12 protein-coding genes are annotated in these 16,683 nt (G+C 54.7%); 8 read left to right on the forward strand and 4 right to left on the reverse strand.

Annotated elements, in window-relative coordinates; all coding sequences use genetic code 11:
• Positions 1–135: 135 nt before the first annotated feature.
• Positions 136–1,098 carry an aldo/keto reductase gene (locus ACFQW4_RS13595; RefSeq protein ID WP_110866641.1) on the forward strand — a complete coding sequence of 321 codons (963 nt, stop codon included), beginning with the start codon at positions 136–138 and terminating at the stop codon, positions 1,096–1,098.
• 218 nt (positions 1,099–1,316) lie between these two features.
• Positions 1,317–2,651: a carbohydrate porin gene (locus ACFQW4_RS13600; protein WP_167391199.1), complete on the forward strand. Its 1,335-nt coding sequence runs from the start codon at positions 1,317–1,319 to the stop codon at positions 2,649–2,651.
• 56 nt (positions 2,652–2,707) lie between these two features.
• Here ACFQW4_RS13600 and yegD read toward each other — a convergent pair whose 3' ends face one another.
• The 3 genes from yegD to ACFQW4_RS13615 form a co-directional block, all read right to left on the reverse strand.
• Entirely contained in the window at positions 2,708–4,060 is a 1,353-nt protein-coding gene (yegD, locus tag ACFQW4_RS13605; RefSeq protein WP_377725794.1) for a molecular chaperone, read from the reverse strand.
• 77 nt (positions 4,061–4,137) lie between these two features.
• Positions 4,138–6,702 (reverse strand): diguanylate cyclase, encoded by a 2,565-nt coding sequence (locus ACFQW4_RS13610; protein WP_377725796.1) that lies wholly within the window; start codon positions 6,700–6,702, stop codon positions 4,138–4,140.
• A 161-nt stretch (positions 6,703–6,863) separates the two neighbouring features.
• Entirely contained in the window at positions 6,864–7,475 is a 612-nt protein-coding gene (locus tag ACFQW4_RS13615; RefSeq protein ID WP_101763357.1) for a phosphatase PAP2 family protein, read from the reverse strand.
• Positions 7,476–7,705: 230 nt separating this feature from the next.
• Here ACFQW4_RS13615 and udk point away from each other — a divergent pair, with 230 nt between their 5' ends.
• The 3 genes from udk (at position 7,706) to asmA (ending at position 10,874) form a co-directional block, all read left to right on the forward strand.
• Positions 7,706–8,344 carry a uridine kinase gene (udk, locus tag ACFQW4_RS13620; protein ID WP_008104883.1) on the forward strand — a complete coding sequence of 213 codons (639 nt, stop codon included), beginning with the start codon at positions 7,706–7,708 and terminating at the stop codon, positions 8,342–8,344.
• Positions 8,345–8,416: 72 nt separating this feature from the next.
• The gene (gene dcd / locus ACFQW4_RS13625) at positions 8,417–8,998 is read left to right on the forward strand and encodes a dCTP deaminase (protein ID WP_007888946.1); all 582 of its coding nucleotides are present in this window, start codon (positions 8,417–8,419) and stop codon (positions 8,996–8,998) included.
• A gap of 76 nt (positions 8,999–9,074) precedes the next feature.
• On the forward strand, positions 9,075–10,874 hold the full coding sequence (asmA, locus tag ACFQW4_RS13630) for an outer membrane assembly protein AsmA (RefSeq protein ID WP_377725799.1): 1,800 nt from the start codon (positions 9,075–9,077) through the stop codon (positions 10,872–10,874).
• 176 nt (positions 10,875–11,050) lie between these two features.
• On the opposite strand, the gene ACFQW4_RS13635 is transcribed toward asmA, so the two are convergent.
• Positions 11,051–12,607, reverse strand: coding sequence for a TerC family protein (locus ACFQW4_RS13635; RefSeq protein WP_377725801.1), 1,557 nt, complete (start codon positions 12,605–12,607; stop codon positions 11,051–11,053).
• Between the two features lie 786 nt (positions 12,608–13,393).
• Here ACFQW4_RS13635 and wbaP point away from each other — a divergent pair.
• The 3 genes from wbaP to ACFQW4_RS13650 all read left to right on the forward strand — a co-directional run bounded on the left by wbaP (position 13,394) and on the right by ACFQW4_RS13650 (position 16,675).
• Positions 13,394–14,827 (forward strand): undecaprenyl-phosphate galactose phosphotransferase WbaP, encoded by a 1,434-nt coding sequence (gene wbaP / locus ACFQW4_RS13640; RefSeq protein ID WP_101763360.1) that lies wholly within the window; start codon positions 13,394–13,396, stop codon positions 14,825–14,827.
• 273 nt (positions 14,828–15,100) lie between these two features.
• The gene (locus ACFQW4_RS13645; protein WP_101763361.1) at positions 15,101–16,231 is read left to right on the forward strand and encodes a polysaccharide export protein; all 1,131 of its coding nucleotides are present in this window, start codon (positions 15,101–15,103) and stop codon (positions 16,229–16,231) included.
• Positions 16,232–16,240: 9 nt separating this feature from the next.
• A complete protein-coding gene (locus tag ACFQW4_RS13650; RefSeq protein ID WP_101763362.1) occupies positions 16,241–16,675 on the forward strand; it encodes a protein tyrosine phosphatase in 435 nt (144 codons plus the stop codon).
• Positions 16,676–16,683: the final 8 nt, after the last annotated feature.

Raw genomic sequence — 16,683 nt, forward strand, 5'->3', positions numbered from 1 at the left:
AGGAAATAAGAATATCGCCCCATTGAAGGTAAGTATTCATATTCTGTAAATATTCTGCCAGCAATAGGCATAAGCGCGGCAATTTCCTTTGCTAAGCTCAATACAGACCTGTCTCGTTTGAATAAGGAGAACAAAATGAGTCAACAGAAACTCCGCCAGCTCGGCGACAGCGGTATTGAAGTTCCCCGTCTCACCTTTGGCGGCAATGTGTTTGGCTGGACGGTGGATGAGAAAACCTCATTTTCCCTGCTTGATGCGCTGGTGGAGAAGGGCTTGTTCTTCATCGATACCGCCGACGTTTATTCGCGCTGGGCGCCGGGTAATGAAGGTGGCGAATCGGAAACCATCATCGGTAAATGGCTGAAGAAAAGCGGCAAGCGCGACAGCATCGTACTGGCCACCAAAGTCGGCATGGAGCTGTCGCCGGAGAAAACCGGCCTCAAGCCGGCTTACATTCGTCAGGCGGTAGAGGATTCGCTGCGCCGCCTGCAAACCGACGTCATCGATCTTTATCAGGCGCACCGCGATGATGACGCGACGCCGCTGCTGGACACGCTGAAAGCCTTCGACTCGCTGATCAAGGAGGGCAAAGTGCGTGCCATTGGCGCGTCCAACTACAACGCTAAACGTCTGCAGGAAGCGCTGGACGTGAGCAAGCAACATGGCCTGGCGCGCTATGAAACCCTGCAGCCGGAATACAATCTCTACGATCGCCAGGAGTATGAAAGCGGTCTGGAGCAGGTTGCGGTGAAAAATGGCCTCGGCGTGATTAACTACTATTCGCTGGCCAGCGGCTTCCTCAGCGGTAAGTACAAAAAGCCAGAGGATGCCAGCAAAAGTCAGCGCGGGCAGGGCATCGTTGACAAGTACCTGAATGAACGCGGTAAGCGCATTGTTGAAGCGCTGGAAGATGTCGCCGCCTCGCACGATGTGTCGGCAACGCAGGTGGCGTTGGCGTGGCAGATTGCCCGTCCGAGCATTACCGCCCCGATTGTCAGCGCCACATCGCTGGAGCAGTTGGATGAGTTAGTGAAAGCTACACAGCTCGAGCTCAGCAAGCAAGAGATCGAAGAGCTGGCGAGCGCCAGCAAACTGTAAGGTTTTCAGGGACGCTACGGCGTCCCGCTATTTTCCAGCTCTGCCTCACAAAAAATGCCATTTCCCACAAAAGATTTTCAATCATCGACAGACGTCACAATTGCGCTAACGAACTATCATCCTGCGGTAAACTGCGCACATATTTGCAAAAACTGACAAATCCTCAGCACTATCCTCTGTTCGATCCATTCCAGTAACTTCATATAAGAATAACCATCATGAACAGAAAAGAAGCAGTGCAGCATTTACCCCGCCTGGCAGCGGGAACTCTGATGTTTGCGATGCTGAGTGCATCTGCGCTGGCCGCTGATGCTTTCAGTTACGACTCTCCCTATATGTTTGGTGATTGGGGCGGTTACCGAACGCAGCTGGAAAATGACGGCATAAAATTCGACGTTAACTACACCATGGAAAGCGGCTCCAATCTGGCGGGCGGCGCCGATACCAACACCTCAATGCGCTACAGCGATCAGTGGGCGTTTGGCGCTAACTTCGACCTGGAAAAACTGCTCAACTGGCAGGATGCGCAATTCCAGATGACGATTACCGATCGTAATGGTCAGAACATTTCCGACCAGGTCGCCGATCGTCGCACCGGCATGTTGTCCTCCACTCAGGAAGTGTACGGACGCGGCCAAACCTGGCGTTTAACCCAGTTCTGGTTAAGCAAAGGTCTGTTCGATAACACCGTGAACCTGAAAGCCGGTCGCGTTACCGTCGGTGAAGATTTCGATAACTTTGACAGTAAGTTCCAGAACCTGGCGTTCGGTAGCGGCCAGGCCGGTAACTGGCGTGGCGATCGCTGGTTCAACTGGCCGGTGTCCCAATGGGGCGGCCGCGTGAAGGTGAATATCACACCTGAAGTGTTCTTCCAGGTGGGCTTCTATAACCAGAACCGCGCCAACTACGATCGCGGCGACGGATTCCGTCTTGATACCAGCAACTCCGAAGGCAATCTGGTGCCGGTAGAGTTGGGCTGGAAACCGACGTTAGGCGCCGACAAGCTGCCGGGTAATTACCGTATCGGCTATTACTACTCTTCGGCTAACGGCGACAACTACGGCAGCTGGCGCGATGGGGCTTATCAAAGCCAGGATCACGCTTACGGCGGCTACGTGCTGCTGCAACAGCAACTGACCGCGCAGGGCGGCGATGCCAGCCGTGGTTTAGGCGTCACCGTTCAAGCGGTGATGAACGACCACAAAACCTCGAAAACGGATAATTATCAGTCGGTGAGCTTCACCTGGAAAGGGCCGTTTGATGCGCGTCCGCAGGATGAGATTGGTGTGGGTGCGGCACGTATTCACGTTAACAGCGCCTACACGCGTTCGCAGCGTGAGCAGAACAACGCGAACGGTGAGACTGACTTCAATAGCCCAACCTATCTGCCGATTCAGGATGGCTCAGAGTACAACTATGAGATCTACTACAACGCGCAACTGACCAAATGGCTGCAGCTGCGTCCGAACCTGCAATATGTGGTGGCGCCGGGTGCGGTAAGTGAAGTGAAAGATGCGTTTGTGGGTGGGATCAGTGCGAACGTGAATTTCTAATCTGGCAGAATCTGTGGCTTTGCCCTCTCCCTTTGGGAGAGGGCAGGGAGAGGGGATTATCTGAACATCACTTCAGCCCAGCGGGCGAGGCCGGCGGTCACCGAGGCGAAGTCATCGCCGCTGGCGATAGGCGTATCGGGCAGCGCCTGTTGTAGCGCCGCGCGCAACACCGGAGAACGTGCGCTACCGCCGGTGAGATAAATCACTTCCGGCTTGGTTTCGCAGGTGGCGAGCGCCAGATGCACTTGCTCCAGAATGCGCTCCAGCGGTTGATTAATCGCTTCTTCCAGCTGCGCAGCGCTAATTTGCGCCTGCAATTGCGCGGCGATAAACGCCAGCGAGGCATCGGTCTCTTTCACCTCCGACAGCGCAATCTTGCTCTCTTCCGCCGCACGCACCAGACGATAGCTCAGCTTCTGCTGCCACACTTTCAGCAGGTGCGCCACTTTGTCGCTGTGTTCAGCATCGCGAATCAAATCGCGCAGCAGTTTGCCGCTGGCCGCAGAATAGAAGTCGCTCTGTGCCGGAACGTCGTTGATCGCCACCGCATTCCACCACGGCAGCGCGGGCAGCGCGGTGCCTTTCTGCGTATTGCCACCGAGGCCCAGCAGCGGCATCAGGGTTTTAAACGCCAGCATAATGTCGAGATCGTTCCCGCCCACGCGGCATCCGCTGTGGCCAAGTAAACTTTCACGCCGATCGGTTTTATGACGCCATTCCGGCCCCATCAGCAGCATCGAGCAGTCGGTGGTGCCGCCGCCGATATCGACGACTAATACGCGCGTCTCTTTCTGCAGCGTGGCTTCGAAATCGAGGCCCGCCGCCACCGGCTCAAACTGGAACTCCACATCACGAAAACCGGCGCGCTGTGCCGCACGCAGCAGAATGCCTTGCGCCTGCTGGTTAGCCTCTTCGCCGCCTAAACCCTGGAAGTTAATCGGGCGGCCAATCACCGCTTGCTCAATCGGGCGATCGAGCTGGGCTTCGCCTTGCTGACGAATATGCAGCATCATCGCGCACACCAGATCTTCAAAGAAGGCGATCTGCTGTGGCTTCAGGCCGTTAGCGCCGAGGAAGGATTTCGGTGACTTCACGAACCACACTTCTTCGGGATCGACCATATATTGCTGCAGCGCGGTCAAACCGAACTGCACGCTGCCTGGCGTGACGTCGATATCTTCTTCGCGGTTATAGCGCAGCGCACGCTGCAATAAGGCGGTGCCTTCGCTGTCCGGCGTTGGGACTTGATGATGGCGATGCAGCCATTCGCTGATCGCTTCACGCGTTGGCGCGCAAATCATGGAGGGAAGCAGGCGCTGACCATTCTCCAGTGTCAGCAGGCGCGGCGTGCCATTATCGCTGACCGCAATTGAGCAGTTTGCTGTGCCGTAATCGAATCCGATAAACATATTTATCCCCCATGCCGGAAAAAAGGGGGCGACTTTAGCGCAGCCAGCGCGGGCTGGCAATGGGCAGACGTGGCAGATTACATCTGCACTTCCTGATAAACGTGATACTGACCACGGCCCGCGTGTTTTGCGCTGTAACAGGCGACATCGGCCTGTGACATCACCACATTGCTGATGCAGTTACGTTGATCAATTTGCGTGATGCCGGCACTCGCGCCGACGTGATAAGTCTGCTCCTGCCACATAAAGCGATATTCGCTCACGGCGGTGACGATACGCTGCACCACGTCGCGCACCTGATCCACTTCGCAATTCGGCATTAGCACGCCAAATTCGTCGCCGCCCAAACGCGCCAGCATATCGCTGCTGCGCAGATGATGCAGCATCAGCTCTGCCAGTTCGCGCAGCAGCGCATCCCCGGCGGCATGCCCGGCGGTATCGTTCACCGCCTTGAATTTATCCAGATCGATAAATACCAAGACGTGATGGGTATTGTTGGCCGCCGCATCATTCACCAACTGCTTCAAACGCTGCTCGAAGCTGTGACGATTTGGCAGGCGCGTCAGCATATCGTGTGAAGCGCTGTAGCTCAGGCGCTTCATCACCTTGCGCGATTCACTGACGTCCTGAATAACCATCACCGCGCCGATGCTGGCGCCAGTCAGGGTTTTCAGCGGCGTGATGCTGTAGTGGATCTCCACGCGCGTGCCGTCTGGTGTATGCAGCACCAGCTCTTCATCGAGTTCGGGAGAGATTTTTTCGTCCGGCAGCTGGCACAACAGCAAATTATCGACGCGCGGGCCGCTCGCGCCGCGCGTGATGTTAAGCAGTTCGGTAATGGGTACGCCTGCGGCTTTTTCCTGTGGCCAGCCGCTCAGCGTTTCGGCAACCGGATTCATAAAGGTGACGCGCATTTCATCATCGGTACTGATCACCGCTTCACCGATGGAATCGAGGGTGATCGCCATGCGCTCTTTTTCCTGGAACAGCGCTTCATTCAGCGCGCGCAGCGGCGTGATGTCCTGACAGATGCCGAGCATACGTTCAATCTGACCATCCTGACTCAGAATGCGGTTGGCCTCAGAGCGCACGTAGCGCGGGCCTTCCGGTAAATTAATCCGGTATTCCAGCTGGAAAGCGCTGCGGCGTTCGATGGCCTGCTGCACCACAAGCGTGGCGGTTTCCCGCTCGGCCGGATCAAGCAGATGCACCCACAGATCGTAGGTGGGCGTCTGGTGCGGACTTAAGCCAAACAGCTCATACATGCGCTTGTCCCACAACATCTCGCCGGTCAGCAGATTCCACTCCCACACGCCAATGCCGCCAGCTTCATTGGCCAGCGTGATGCGCTCCATCAAGCGTCGATTAATCTGCTCACTCTGCTTCAATTCGGAGATATCGATAATCTGCGCGATGAAGTAGTGCGGCTGTTGCGCGGCGTCGCGCACCATCGATACCGTCAGGCGCGCCCAGACGATTTCGCCATCCTTGCGAAAATAGCGCTTCTCCATGGTGTAGGTCATGATTTCACCCGCCACCAATCGCTCCAGCTGCTGTAAATCGTTGTTGAGATCGTCGGGATGGGTGATTTGCTGGAAGGTGAGCTTTTTCAGCTCATCGGCCGGGAAACCCAGCGTCTGGCACAGCGAATGATTGACCTGCTGCCAACCGCCATTCGGCGAAACCAGCGCCATGCCAATCGCGGAGTATTCCATAGCGTTACGGAAGCGGGTTTCACTCTCGCTGATATGATGCTTCTCGCGCTGGAAGGCATCCATCACCAGCGCCATCACGTGGCTCGGCAGCAGCACCAACAGAAACGGCAGCCAGGTGCTGACCTGGCCGAGCAGCATGCCGTTTTGCGCCAGGTTGACCCAGTTAAAGGCCAGCAGAATCGAGATGAAACTGGCGTTGAGGAAGAACAGCAGAAACGCTTCGAACTTGGGTAGCCGCACCGAGCACCAAAAAAGAATCACCACAATAAAAGTGAAGGGCCACGGCAGAAAACGCAGCGACAAATAGCTGGCGAGCAGCGTGACAAGCAGCGTCAGGCCGGTTTCCAACTGACGGCCTGGCGTCAAAATCTGGCGCAGCGGTTTATTTGGCCACAGCAATAACACCGGGCCAAACGCCAGCACGCCGATCACCTCAGAAATCACCCACGTCGAGAAGAAGGGCAGTGACGCATTGCTGCCTACATGCAGCATCCACAATGCCACGACGCCACCTAACAGCGGCGCAATCAGGCCGGCGCACAGGGCAAAGCGCACCCAGTCGAGTAACGAATTGAGCGGGGCGCGGCGATCGAGCAGCGCGCGCAGCATCACGCCGCCCAGAATCGCCTGTACCATATTTAAGATGGCGAACTTAATGTTACTGAGTGCGGGACCAATAATGATCAGATTGGCCAACGCGGTACCCAGTACGCAGGCAAGCAGCAGCAAGGGAACGTGTTTGGAGTGGGCGCGAAACACGATCACCGTCATCAGCGCGGTGGAGTACCAAAGCGGCGAAATACGGCCACTGACAACAATCAGTTCCAGGCAAAATAGCGTCAGTAGAAAAGTGAGCCCGCCAATGAGCAAGGCATTGAGCCAGGTTCGCTGTGGCCTTTCCTGTGAAGTTAGTATCTCGAGGGTCATGCAAGAATCCAGCAGCGCGCACCTGATTCACGATGGAAAATGCGCCAATCAATCACTATTTTGCATGCTAGCACATCTGTTTGAGATGTCTGCGGGGAATTCGACTTTAGTCGTTATTCACTGAATTGATTGGCCCTTTGCGCGCAAAGGGCCAAACGGGATTAGCGAAAAAGATCGGCGCGGGTAAACGGCTTTTCTAAGCCGGCAAGATTGGCAGAGAAGCGTTCGAGGAACTGTTGCGTGGTGGCGACGCGGCCGTGGCTCAGCAGCAACAGCGGCACCAGCAGCGCGACGCCAATCTGCGGCAGGCTAAAGCCCTTTAGTGAAGTGCGGCGCTGCGTCAGCAGGAATGCGGTGCTAAGCGTAAAGCCAAGCATCAGGCCCGCCAGCACTTCGCTTTTGGAGTGCGCGTGGATGACCAGGCGCGACAGGCCAACCATCAACGGGATCAGATAGCCGATGCCAATGGTAAACAGGCGCCAGCGCGGCGACCAGCGGCCGGAGATCAGCCACATCATCACCGGCCAGAGCGTGGCCGACATCGCGCTGTGGCCGCTGAAGCCGGTAAAGTTGAATCGGGCGCTACCAATGCCAAAGCCGAGAAACAGGATTTTCGAGACGCTCACCACCAGGCCAGCCAGACCAAACGCCAGCACCCAATACCAGACGGTTTGGCGGTTGTCGCTTTTCCATGGCAAGACCAGCGCGATGATCACCGCGGTCGGGATCAGCAACATGCTGTCGCCAAAATAGGTCAGGGTTTTCCAGCTCATACTTTTCCTTGCGGCTATATTCGGAGTGCCAACGCCGGCTGCAGTGTTGGCAGATGAACAGTGTATCGATTAAGCGTCTGGCCGCAAAAGGGGATATTCTGAAAAGCCGTTGGCCCATTTCTCTGGCATCAACCCGGTGAAATACCTATAATTGCCGCCAACTAACCCTCTCATTCGGCCCGTTGCAGCTTCGGCTTAGGCAGGCTCCAGTTATCAGGTCTTAAAAAAGTATGACTGACAAGTCTCATCAGTGCGTGATCGTTGGCATCGCAGGTGCATCCGCATCCGGAAAAAGTCTTATCGCCAGCACGCTCTATCGTGAAATCCGTGACCAGGTCGGTGACGAGCATATCGGTGTGATCCCCGAAGATGCCTACTATAAAGATCAGAGCCACCTCACCATGGAAGAGAGGGTGAAAACCAACTATGACCATCCGAGTGCGATGGATCATGATCTGTTGTTGCAGCACCTGCGCGCGCTTAAAGCTGGTCAGGAAATTGAGTTGCCGGTTTACAGCTATGTTGAGCACACCCGCACCAGCGACTGTATTCATCTCAAATCGAAAAAAGTCATCATTCTCGAAGGCATCTTGCTGTTAACCGATGCGCGCCTGCGTCAGGAGATGAATTTCTCTATCTTCGTCGATACGCCGCTGGATATCTGTTTGATGCGCCGCATGAAGCGCGATGTGAATGAGCGCGGTCGCTCTATGGATTCGGTGATGAGCCAGTATCAGAAGACCGTGCGTCCGATGTTCCTGCAATTTATTGAACCTTCCAAGCAGTACGCTGACATCATTGTGCCGCGCGGCGGAAAAAACCGTATCGCCATTGATATCCTCAAGGCCAAGATTAATCAGTATCTTTGACGACATGGCGTCCGCCCCGGCGTGACGCGCTGTCGTAGCCATTCGCTACACTTAATTCATGGAGTACCTGCGATGAGATTATGCGATCGCGATATTGAAGCCTGGCTGGACAACGGAAAGTTGGCGATTGAGCCGCGCCCGCCAGTGGAACGCATCAACGGCGCCACGGTGGATGTGCGCCTCGGCAATCAGTTCCGCACTTTTAGCGGTCATACGGCGGCGTTTATTGATTTGAGTGGTCCAAAGCATGAAGTCAGTGCCGCGCTGGACCGTGTGATGAGCGACGAGATTGTGCTGCCGGAAGGCGAAGCCTTTTTCCTGCATCCTGGCGAGCTGGCGCTGGCGGTAACGCTGGAATCGGTCACCATTCCTGACGATCTGGTCGGCTGGCTGGATGGCCGCTCTTCGCTGGCACGCCTGGGTTTAATGGTGCACGTCACGGCGCACCGTATCGATCCGGGCTGGCAAGGCCGTATCGTGCTGGAGTTCTATAATTCAGGCAAACTGCCGCTTGCGCTGCGTCCAGGCATGTTGATTGGTGCATTGAGCTTTGAGCCGCTGTCGGGCCCGGCTGCGCGACCGTATAACCGTCGCGAAGATGCCAAATATCGTGGTCAGCAGGGCGCGGATGCCAGCCGCATCGACAAAGACTGACTATCAGTAAGTGACCGGGGTGAGCGAGCGCAGCCAACGCTGCTGCAACGTGAAGTATTAAGGCAATGAGGATGTGATGAGAAGAGTGATAACAACGCTGGCCATCCTGTTAGTGGTGGTGGTGGCGGGCATGACGGCATTGGTGTTGCTGGTCAATCCCAACGACTTTCGCACCTACATGGTAAAGCAGGTAGAACAGCGCAGTGGTTATCAGCTTCAGGTAGGCGGCGATCTGCGCTGGCACGTCTGGCCGCAGCTTAGCATTCTCGCCGGACGCATGAGTCTGACCGCGCCGGGTGCGACGCAGCCGATGGTCACCGCCGATAATATGCGCCTGGATGTCCATCTCTGGCCGCTGTTGTCGCATCAGCTTAGCGTCAGCCAGGTGATGCTGAAAAACGCCATCATCCGCGTCACGCCAGACAGCGCCGCACAAAAGCCGAGCGGCGCGCCAGTGGGGCCGGGTGATGCCGAGCCAGTGAGCAGCAGCGATAACGGCTGGTCATTCACGATTGGCAAACTGCGTCTTGCCGACAGCCTGCTGATTTGGCAGCAGCCCGGCGGCGACGAATATAATTTCCGCGACCTCAATCTCAACCTCGATCAGGATGCCAGCAAGCAGGCCAGCATCAATCTGGCTACCCGGATTTCGCGTAATCAGCGCAATGTTAGCGTCAATCTCAAAGGTCAGATGAATGTGGCGCAATACCCACATCGTCTGGTCGGACAGCTGGATGAGTTGAATTACGCCATCGACGGCGCCAATCTGCCGACGCAGGGCATCAAAGGCACCTTGAGCGGGCAGGGCGAATGGAACGGTGACAATCAGCGTTTCTCCCTACAGAAGATGCAGCTCACCGCCAATGACAGCGCCTTGGATGGCAGCGCCGAGGGGCGTCTGGCGCTGCCGCAGCAGCTTAATCTGGCGCTACACGCCACCCGTTTAGACATCGACGCGTTGATGGCGAATGCACCGGTGACGGATAGCAGCGCGCCGCAGCGAGCCAATGTGGTGAGCACGCCAGTGATTGCTGAACCGCGAATGCGTGATAACAGCAACTCGCCGCTGAATCAGCTGGATTTGACGCTCAATCTCACCGCCGATAGCAGCGTGTGGCGCGGCCTGACGCTGACCAACTTGCAGATCGATGCCAGCAATCAGCAAGGTTTGATGACGCTAAGTAAGCTGCAAGGCAAATTTGGCGAAGGCCATTTCTCCGTTCCCGGTTCAGTGGATATCCGCAAACCGGTGGCGCAAGTGGCATTCCAGCCTGAGCTGGATAACATCGCCATTGCGCCGCTGCTGAAAGCATTAGAACTGCCAGAAACGCTGCAAGGCACGGTTTCACTGCAAGGCGATGTGAGCGGCGCTGGATTGAGCATTGAAGAGGCAAAACGTAACTGGCAGGGCAGTGCGGATCTGGAAGCCACTAATTTGCAGCTTTCGCAGCTGAATCTGCAGCAGATGGTGCGCCGTGCGGTGGCGCGCGTCAGTAATCGTGTCACCAACGATCAACCCGACGATCAGGGCATTCAGCAGTTGAGTGGGCGCGTGAGTCTCAAGCAAGGCATCTTCAGCTTGCCGGATCTGCAGGGCGGCAATAGTCGTCTGGCGGTGCAAACCAAAGGCAATGTCGATATGGTTAAACAGCAGCTCGACGTCACCATTAATATGATGCTGCGCGGCTGGCAGGGCGACGATAAATTAGCTGCGCTGCTGAACCAGCAAACTATTCCGCTGCGCATGTACGGCAGCTGGAATAATCTGCAGTACTCGTTGCCGGTGGATGACGTGGTGCGTCAGCAACTGCAAAGCGAAGCGAAGTCGCGGCTCAATCAGTGGCTGGATCGCCAACAACCGGCGAAGCAGCCGTAGGGGCGCCATTTATGGCGCAATGCCGCTCAGTTAAGCGCCGTCTCAAATCACCGCACATTCCGTAGCGGCGCGATTTATCGCGCAATGAATTGCGCCGCTACAATGTGTGCTCTCGGTAATTAGGGTTTTCATGTTTTAACTGACAAGCATTACGCCATTTATGGCGACCTGGTTTATTACGGTGCTATCGGCACTATTTCCACTTTCTGCACGCGGTGATTTTCTACCTGCAACGTTCGCAGCAGATAATCACCGATCTGTAACTCTTCGCCTTCCTGCGGCACATGTTGCAGGCTGTCCATCAGTAATCCTGCCAGCGTGTGGTAATTGCGCTTTTCATCAAGTGGCAGCTGCACGTAGACGGCTAAATCCTCTAACGGCATATGACCATTCGCCACCCAACCGCCGTCGGGCAGCACTTGAATATCATAGCGCGCATCGATTTTTTCCCCTTCATTCGGCAGATTGCCGGCGATGGTTTCCATCAGATCGCTCAGCGTGACCACGCCTTCCACCGAACCAAACTCATCCACCACAAAGGCGAAGTGGGTGCGCGCGTTGCGGAACTGTTCCAGCGCCTGTAATAAGGTGACGCGCTCAGGAAAGATTAATGGCTGGCGAATCAGCGAGCGTAAATCCAGTGATTTGCTGTGCAACGATTGATGCAGGAGATCAATCACATGCACCACACCGAGCGGGTCGCGGCCCTGTTCGGTCACCAGAATACGCGTGTGTTGATTGCGATCGAGCTTCGCCATAATCTCCGCCGGATCTTCGGTGAGGTCGATATGCTCGATGTCGTGGCGCGACGTCATGATGCTATTAATCTGGCGCTGACCCAGCCCCAGTACGCGCGCAATCATGCGCCGTTCCTGACGGTTAAATAGCGCGCCCTCTTCGCTATCGCTGACCAGTGAAGCGGTATCGGCGTCCAGTTCCGCACGCTGCGCCTCGCCGCGCAGAATGCGCAAAACGGCTTCTGACGTACGCTGACGCAGTGGACGGCCGGCAGTGAGAAAGCGGCGGCGATTGAACATCGCCAACTGATTGAGTATCTCGATGACGATAGAGAAACCAATCGCCGCGTAGAGATACCCTTTTGGAATAATGAAGCCTAACCCCTCGGCCACCAGGCTGAAGCCGATCATGAGCAGGAAGCTCAGACAGAGAATCACGATGGTTGGATGGCCGTTAACGAAACGCGTCAGTGGCTTACTCGCCAACAGCATCAGCAGAATCGCTATCGTTACTGCCGCCATCATCACCGGCAGATCGTTGACCATGCCAACGGCGGTAATCACCGAGTCCAGCGAGAAGATGGCGTCCAGCACCACTATTTGCGCCACCACCGGCCAGAATTTAGCACCGTTTTTATTTTGACCGGTTTCCTCGTCAGCGCCTTCCAGGCGACTGTTTAACTCGGTGGTGGCTTTATAAAGAAGAAAGAAGCCGCCGCACAGCAGCAGCAGATCGCGGGCGCTGAAGTCGTGGTGCAACAGAGTAAACAGCGGTTGTGTCAGGGTTACCAGCCAGGAAAGTGAGGCGAGCAGCGCTAAACGCGACACCAGCGCGAGAAGCAGGCCGATAATGCGCGCACGGTCGCGTTCCTTCGGCGGCAGCTTTTCGACGAGGATGGCAATGAAAACCAGGTTATCAATGCCCAACACCAGCTCCAGAACGATTAGCGTTACTAATCCTGCCCACAGCGACGGATCAATGATCCACTCCAACATGTGTTAATCACCTTAATGTCTGTGTTATGCGCTTAATCTGATGATAGTGAAACGGCGTTAAGCCTGTAAATAGCCGCTGACTCGGTCAATTGGCGGGTCAGCCAGAAGAGAAGAATATCCCTGATTGCCGATTTGCACCGATAAGATGAAAGTATGGATAAAGATTGCACCTGAATGAAAGAGACAATTATTTTTTTTCAGCAGATAACCACGTGCATTTTTAATGCAGTCTATTGGGTGGTTGAGTATCGAATTAATCTGAATTTTGCAGAGGAATGGCCTGAAAGGGCTGGCATCAATACTTATCGCTGGTAGTCTTTTTCCTAAAATAGTGCAGGGAACACGGGGCCTACTTGTAAACAAGCCAGTAATAACTAGTATAGCAACGTGTTAGTAAATGTCTGCGCCAAAGTTGTTTATAGCGTGCTCCTTAGCCTCTTAATGTTGCGAACTGTGATCGCACGCGGACCACGGCCAGTAATTAGCGCAAAAATGCCGCATAAAACAAGTTGTAATTAGGATGAAAGCGGTATTGGCAGCGACAGCCAAGGGCGGTAGCGTGCCTGAAGCGCCTTTCTCTTGGTTTAATGGTCTGCCACTGTGGTAAGGGAAGTCGGACTAATCTGTTGGTATTAATCACAATTCTCTTGCTTACTATTGTGAGAATTGATTTGGCCTCAGAGAATTTACCGCAGATTGCCTCAACAAATGCAGTGAATATTTCGCTCATTTATCAAACAGCGTTGAGGCATTAGGGATTAAAGAAATAATATAAAAGAGTTAACTATGCGCGATAACGAAATTACATATAAAAGTCTTCTGACAAAAATTTTACTGGCGTGCTCGGATTTAATTTGTTTCAACGCAGCATTATTTATTGCGATGGCATTGATTAATTCGTTTACCCATTCTCCACTGGCAGATATATCTGAAAAATACCTGCATTTAAAAATTGCTACGCACATTGCGCTTTCCGTTATTTGCGTGGGCTGGTTCTGGGTTCGCCTGCGTCATTATACCTATCGCAAGCCATTCTGGTTCGAGCTCAAAGAGATCTTTCGTACCATTCTTATTTTCTCTGTCATCGATTTGTCAATTTCAGCCCTTTCACAGTGGCAAATGTCGCGCTTTGTATGGGTAGCGACCTGGGTTCTGGCGTTGATTATGATTCCTTTAGCGCGCGCCATCTCTAAGCGTGTGCTGAATCATTATGGCATGTGGAAGAAGCAAACCATCATCATCGGCAGCAGCCGCAATGCCCAGGAAGCCTGGCAGGCGCTGCAGAGCGAAGAGGTGATGGGCTTCGATGTTATCGCCTTCTTCGATGTCGATAAGAGCAGCCCACAGGCCAGCATCTCAGGCGTGCCTGTGCTGCACAATGAACAAGAGTTGTGGCAGCTGACCAACAGCGAAACCCAATTCATCGTGGCGGTGGAGTTCGAACAGAGCCAGCACCGCGACCACTGGCTGAAAACCCTGGCGATGCACAATTGCCGCTCGGTTTCTGTTATTCCAACACTGCGCGGTGTACCGCTGTACGGCACCGACATGGCTTACATCTTTAGCCATGAAGTGATGATTCTGCGTGTGAATAACAATCTGGCCAAGCGCACATCACGTTTCCTTAAGCGTGCATTCGATATCGTCGGCGCGCTGAGCATTATCCTCGCGCTGTCCCCGGCGTTGCTGGTCCTTGGATTTATGGTTGGCCGCGATGGCGGACCACCGATTTACGGTCATGAACGTGTGGGCTTAGGCGGCCGTAAGTTCAAATGCCTGAAATTCCGCTCAATGGTGATCAACTCGAAAGAGGTGCTGGAAGAGGTACTGCGTACCGATCCTGTTGCCCGCGCCGAGTGGGATAAAGATTTCAAACTGAAGAACGATCCGCGCATTACCAAAGTCGGCCATTTCATCCGTAAAACCAGTCTGGATGAGCTGCCGCAGCTGTGGAACGTGGTACGTGGCGATATGAGCCTGGTGGGGCCGCGCCCGGTGATTGAAGATGAGCTCTGCCGTTATGCCGGTGATGTCGATTATTACCTGATGGCGAAACCAGGCATGACGGGATTGTGGCAGGTTAGCGGTCGTAACGACGTTGACTATGAAACACGCGTCTATTTCGACTCGTGGTATGTCAAGAACTGGTCGCTGTGGAATGACATCGCGATTCTGTTTAAGACGGTTGGCGTAGTACTGAAACGCGACGGCGCCTATTGATAGACAGCGAAGCCGGGGAGGGCAGCAAGCTCCCCGGTTGAAAACTGCGGGTGCTGGGTGTGTCGTTATTAGACAGCTGCACTGATTGAGTCTGTATAACCATTTTAATTGATGTCGTCTTTAGACTCGGTGACAACATAAAACCAAGGGAGCGCATAATAATGACCCACAGTTTCAGTGTTTAACCCGTCACATTCCATTTTTGTAAGACGCTACACAGCGGGCGATTTCGCCTCTATCAATCAATAACTGATAGCGAAGAATCAGATGATAATGAAAATTAAATTGATACCTTTACTGGTATCCGCGACTTTTCTCTCCGGATGCACCATTGAGCCGGGTTCTCACCTTTCCACCAGTGGAAAAGATGTCATAGAGCAACAGGATAGCAACTATGACATCGACAAATATGTCAACGTCTTCCCGCTGACGCCGCGTCTGGTTGAACAGATGCGTCCGAAGCCGTTAGTCGCGCAGGCTAACCCGATGCTGCAAAATGAAATTCAGAGCTACGAATACCGTATCGGTGTCGGCGACGTGCTGAACGTCACCGTCTGGGATCACCCAGAGTTGACCACACCTGCCGGTCAGTACCGTAGCGCCAGCGACACCGGTAACTGGGTACAGGCAGATGGCACCATTTTCTACCCGTACATCGGTAAAGTGCGCGTAGCAGGCCGAACGGTTACCGAGATCCGCAGCGAAGTGGCGCGTCGTCTGGCGCAATACATCGAAAGTCCGCAGGTTGACGTTAACGTCGCCTCGTTCCGTTCGCAGAAAGCGTACGTGACCGGTTCGGTCACCACCTCCGGACAACAGGCGATCACTAACGTGCCGCTGACCGTGCTGGATGCCGTCAACGCCGCCGGCGGTTTAGCGGCTGACGCTGACTGGCGCAACGTGGTGCTGACGCACAACGGCAAAGAACAACGTCTCTCGTTGCAGGCGCTGATGCAAAACGGCGACCTGAGCCAAAACCATCTGCTCTATCCGGGCGACATCCTTTACGTGCCACGTAACGACGATCTCAAAGTCTTCGTGATGGGTGAAGTGAAGCAGCAGTCAACGCTGAAGATGGACCGCAGCGGCATGACGCTGGCCGAAGCACTGGGCAACTCGCAGGGTATGGATCAGACCACCTCTGATGCCACCGGCGTGTTCGTGATTCGTCCGATTCGCGGCGCCAACCGCACCAAGATCGCCAACATCTATCAATTGAATACCAAAGATGCGGCATCGATGGTGATGGGCACCGAATTCCAACTGGAGCCGTACGACATCGTCTATGTCACCGCGACACCAATCACCCGTTGGAACCGTGTGATTTCGGGCCTGCTGCCGACCATCGTAGGTATTGACGATGCCAGCTCCTCGGCCCTTCGTTTCCGCAACTGGTCGAACTAAGGGTTCGCCATGATTAAGTCCGTGTTAGTCGTCTGCGTCGGCAATATCTGCCGCTCCCCCACCGGGGAGCGTCTGTTCAAACGCGCGCTACCAAACATCCGGATTGCCTCCGCAGGGCTCAGCGCGCTGCAAGGCTATCCGGCGGACCAGAAAGCCCTGGCTGTGGCCGCCGAACACGGCGTGTCGCTGGAAGGGCATCAGGCTCAGCAGTTAACGGCCAGCATGTGCCGTGACTATGACCTGATTCTGGTAATGGAAAAGCGCCATATTGAACAGGTGAATCGCATCGATCCAGCCGCACGCGGAAAGACCATGCTGCTTGGCCACTGGCTCAATCAGCAGGAAATTGCGGATCCGTACAAAAAAAGTCGCGAGGCCTTTGAAGAGGTCTACGGGTTACTGGAAAACGCTACCCAGAAATGGGTCAACGTATTAAGCCGATAGTTGGGAAT

The organism is Pantoea sp. GCM10028869 (assembly GCF_042666835.1).
In the GTDB taxonomy this organism is placed as follows: Bacteria; Pseudomonadota; Gammaproteobacteria; order Enterobacterales; family Enterobacteriaceae; genus Pantoea; species Pantoea leporis.

What these genes read in the sequence shown, in the direction of transcription:
- ACFQW4_RS13595 (WP_110866641.1), top strand. Translation starts at nt 136, where the DNA reads ATGAGTCAACAGAAACTCCGCCAGCTCGGCGACAGCGGTATTGAAGTT.
- ACFQW4_RS13600 (WP_167391199.1), top strand. Translation starts at nt 1,317, where the DNA reads ATGAACAGAAAAGAAGCAGTGCAGCATTTACCCCGCCTGGCAGCGGGA.
- yegD (WP_377725794.1), bottom strand. Translation starts at nt 4,060, where the DNA reads ATGTTTATCGGATTCGATTACGGCACAGCAAACTGCTCAATTGCGGTC.
- ACFQW4_RS13610 (WP_377725796.1), bottom strand. Translation starts at nt 6,702, where the DNA reads ATGACCCTCGAGATACTAACTTCACAGGAAAGGCCACAGCGAACCTGG.
- ACFQW4_RS13615 (WP_101763357.1), bottom strand. Translation starts at nt 7,475, where the DNA reads ATGAGCTGGAAAACCCTGACCTATTTTGGCGACAGCATGTTGCTGATC.
- udk (WP_008104883.1), top strand. Translation starts at nt 7,706, where the DNA reads ATGACTGACAAGTCTCATCAGTGCGTGATCGTTGGCATCGCAGGTGCA.
- dcd (WP_007888946.1), top strand. Translation starts at nt 8,417, where the DNA reads ATGAGATTATGCGATCGCGATATTGAAGCCTGGCTGGACAACGGAAAG.
- asmA (WP_377725799.1), top strand. Translation starts at nt 9,075, where the DNA reads ATGAGAAGAGTGATAACAACGCTGGCCATCCTGTTAGTGGTGGTGGTG.
- ACFQW4_RS13635 (WP_377725801.1), bottom strand. Translation starts at nt 12,607, where the DNA reads ATGTTGGAGTGGATCATTGATCCGTCGCTGTGGGCAGGATTAGTAACG.
- wbaP (WP_101763360.1), top strand. Translation starts at nt 13,394, where the DNA reads ATGCGCGATAACGAAATTACATATAAAAGTCTTCTGACAAAAATTTTA.
- ACFQW4_RS13645 (WP_101763361.1), top strand. Translation starts at nt 15,101, where the DNA reads ATGAAAATTAAATTGATACCTTTACTGGTATCCGCGACTTTTCTCTCC.
- ACFQW4_RS13650 (WP_101763362.1), top strand. Translation starts at nt 16,241, where the DNA reads ATGATTAAGTCCGTGTTAGTCGTCTGCGTCGGCAATATCTGCCGCTCC.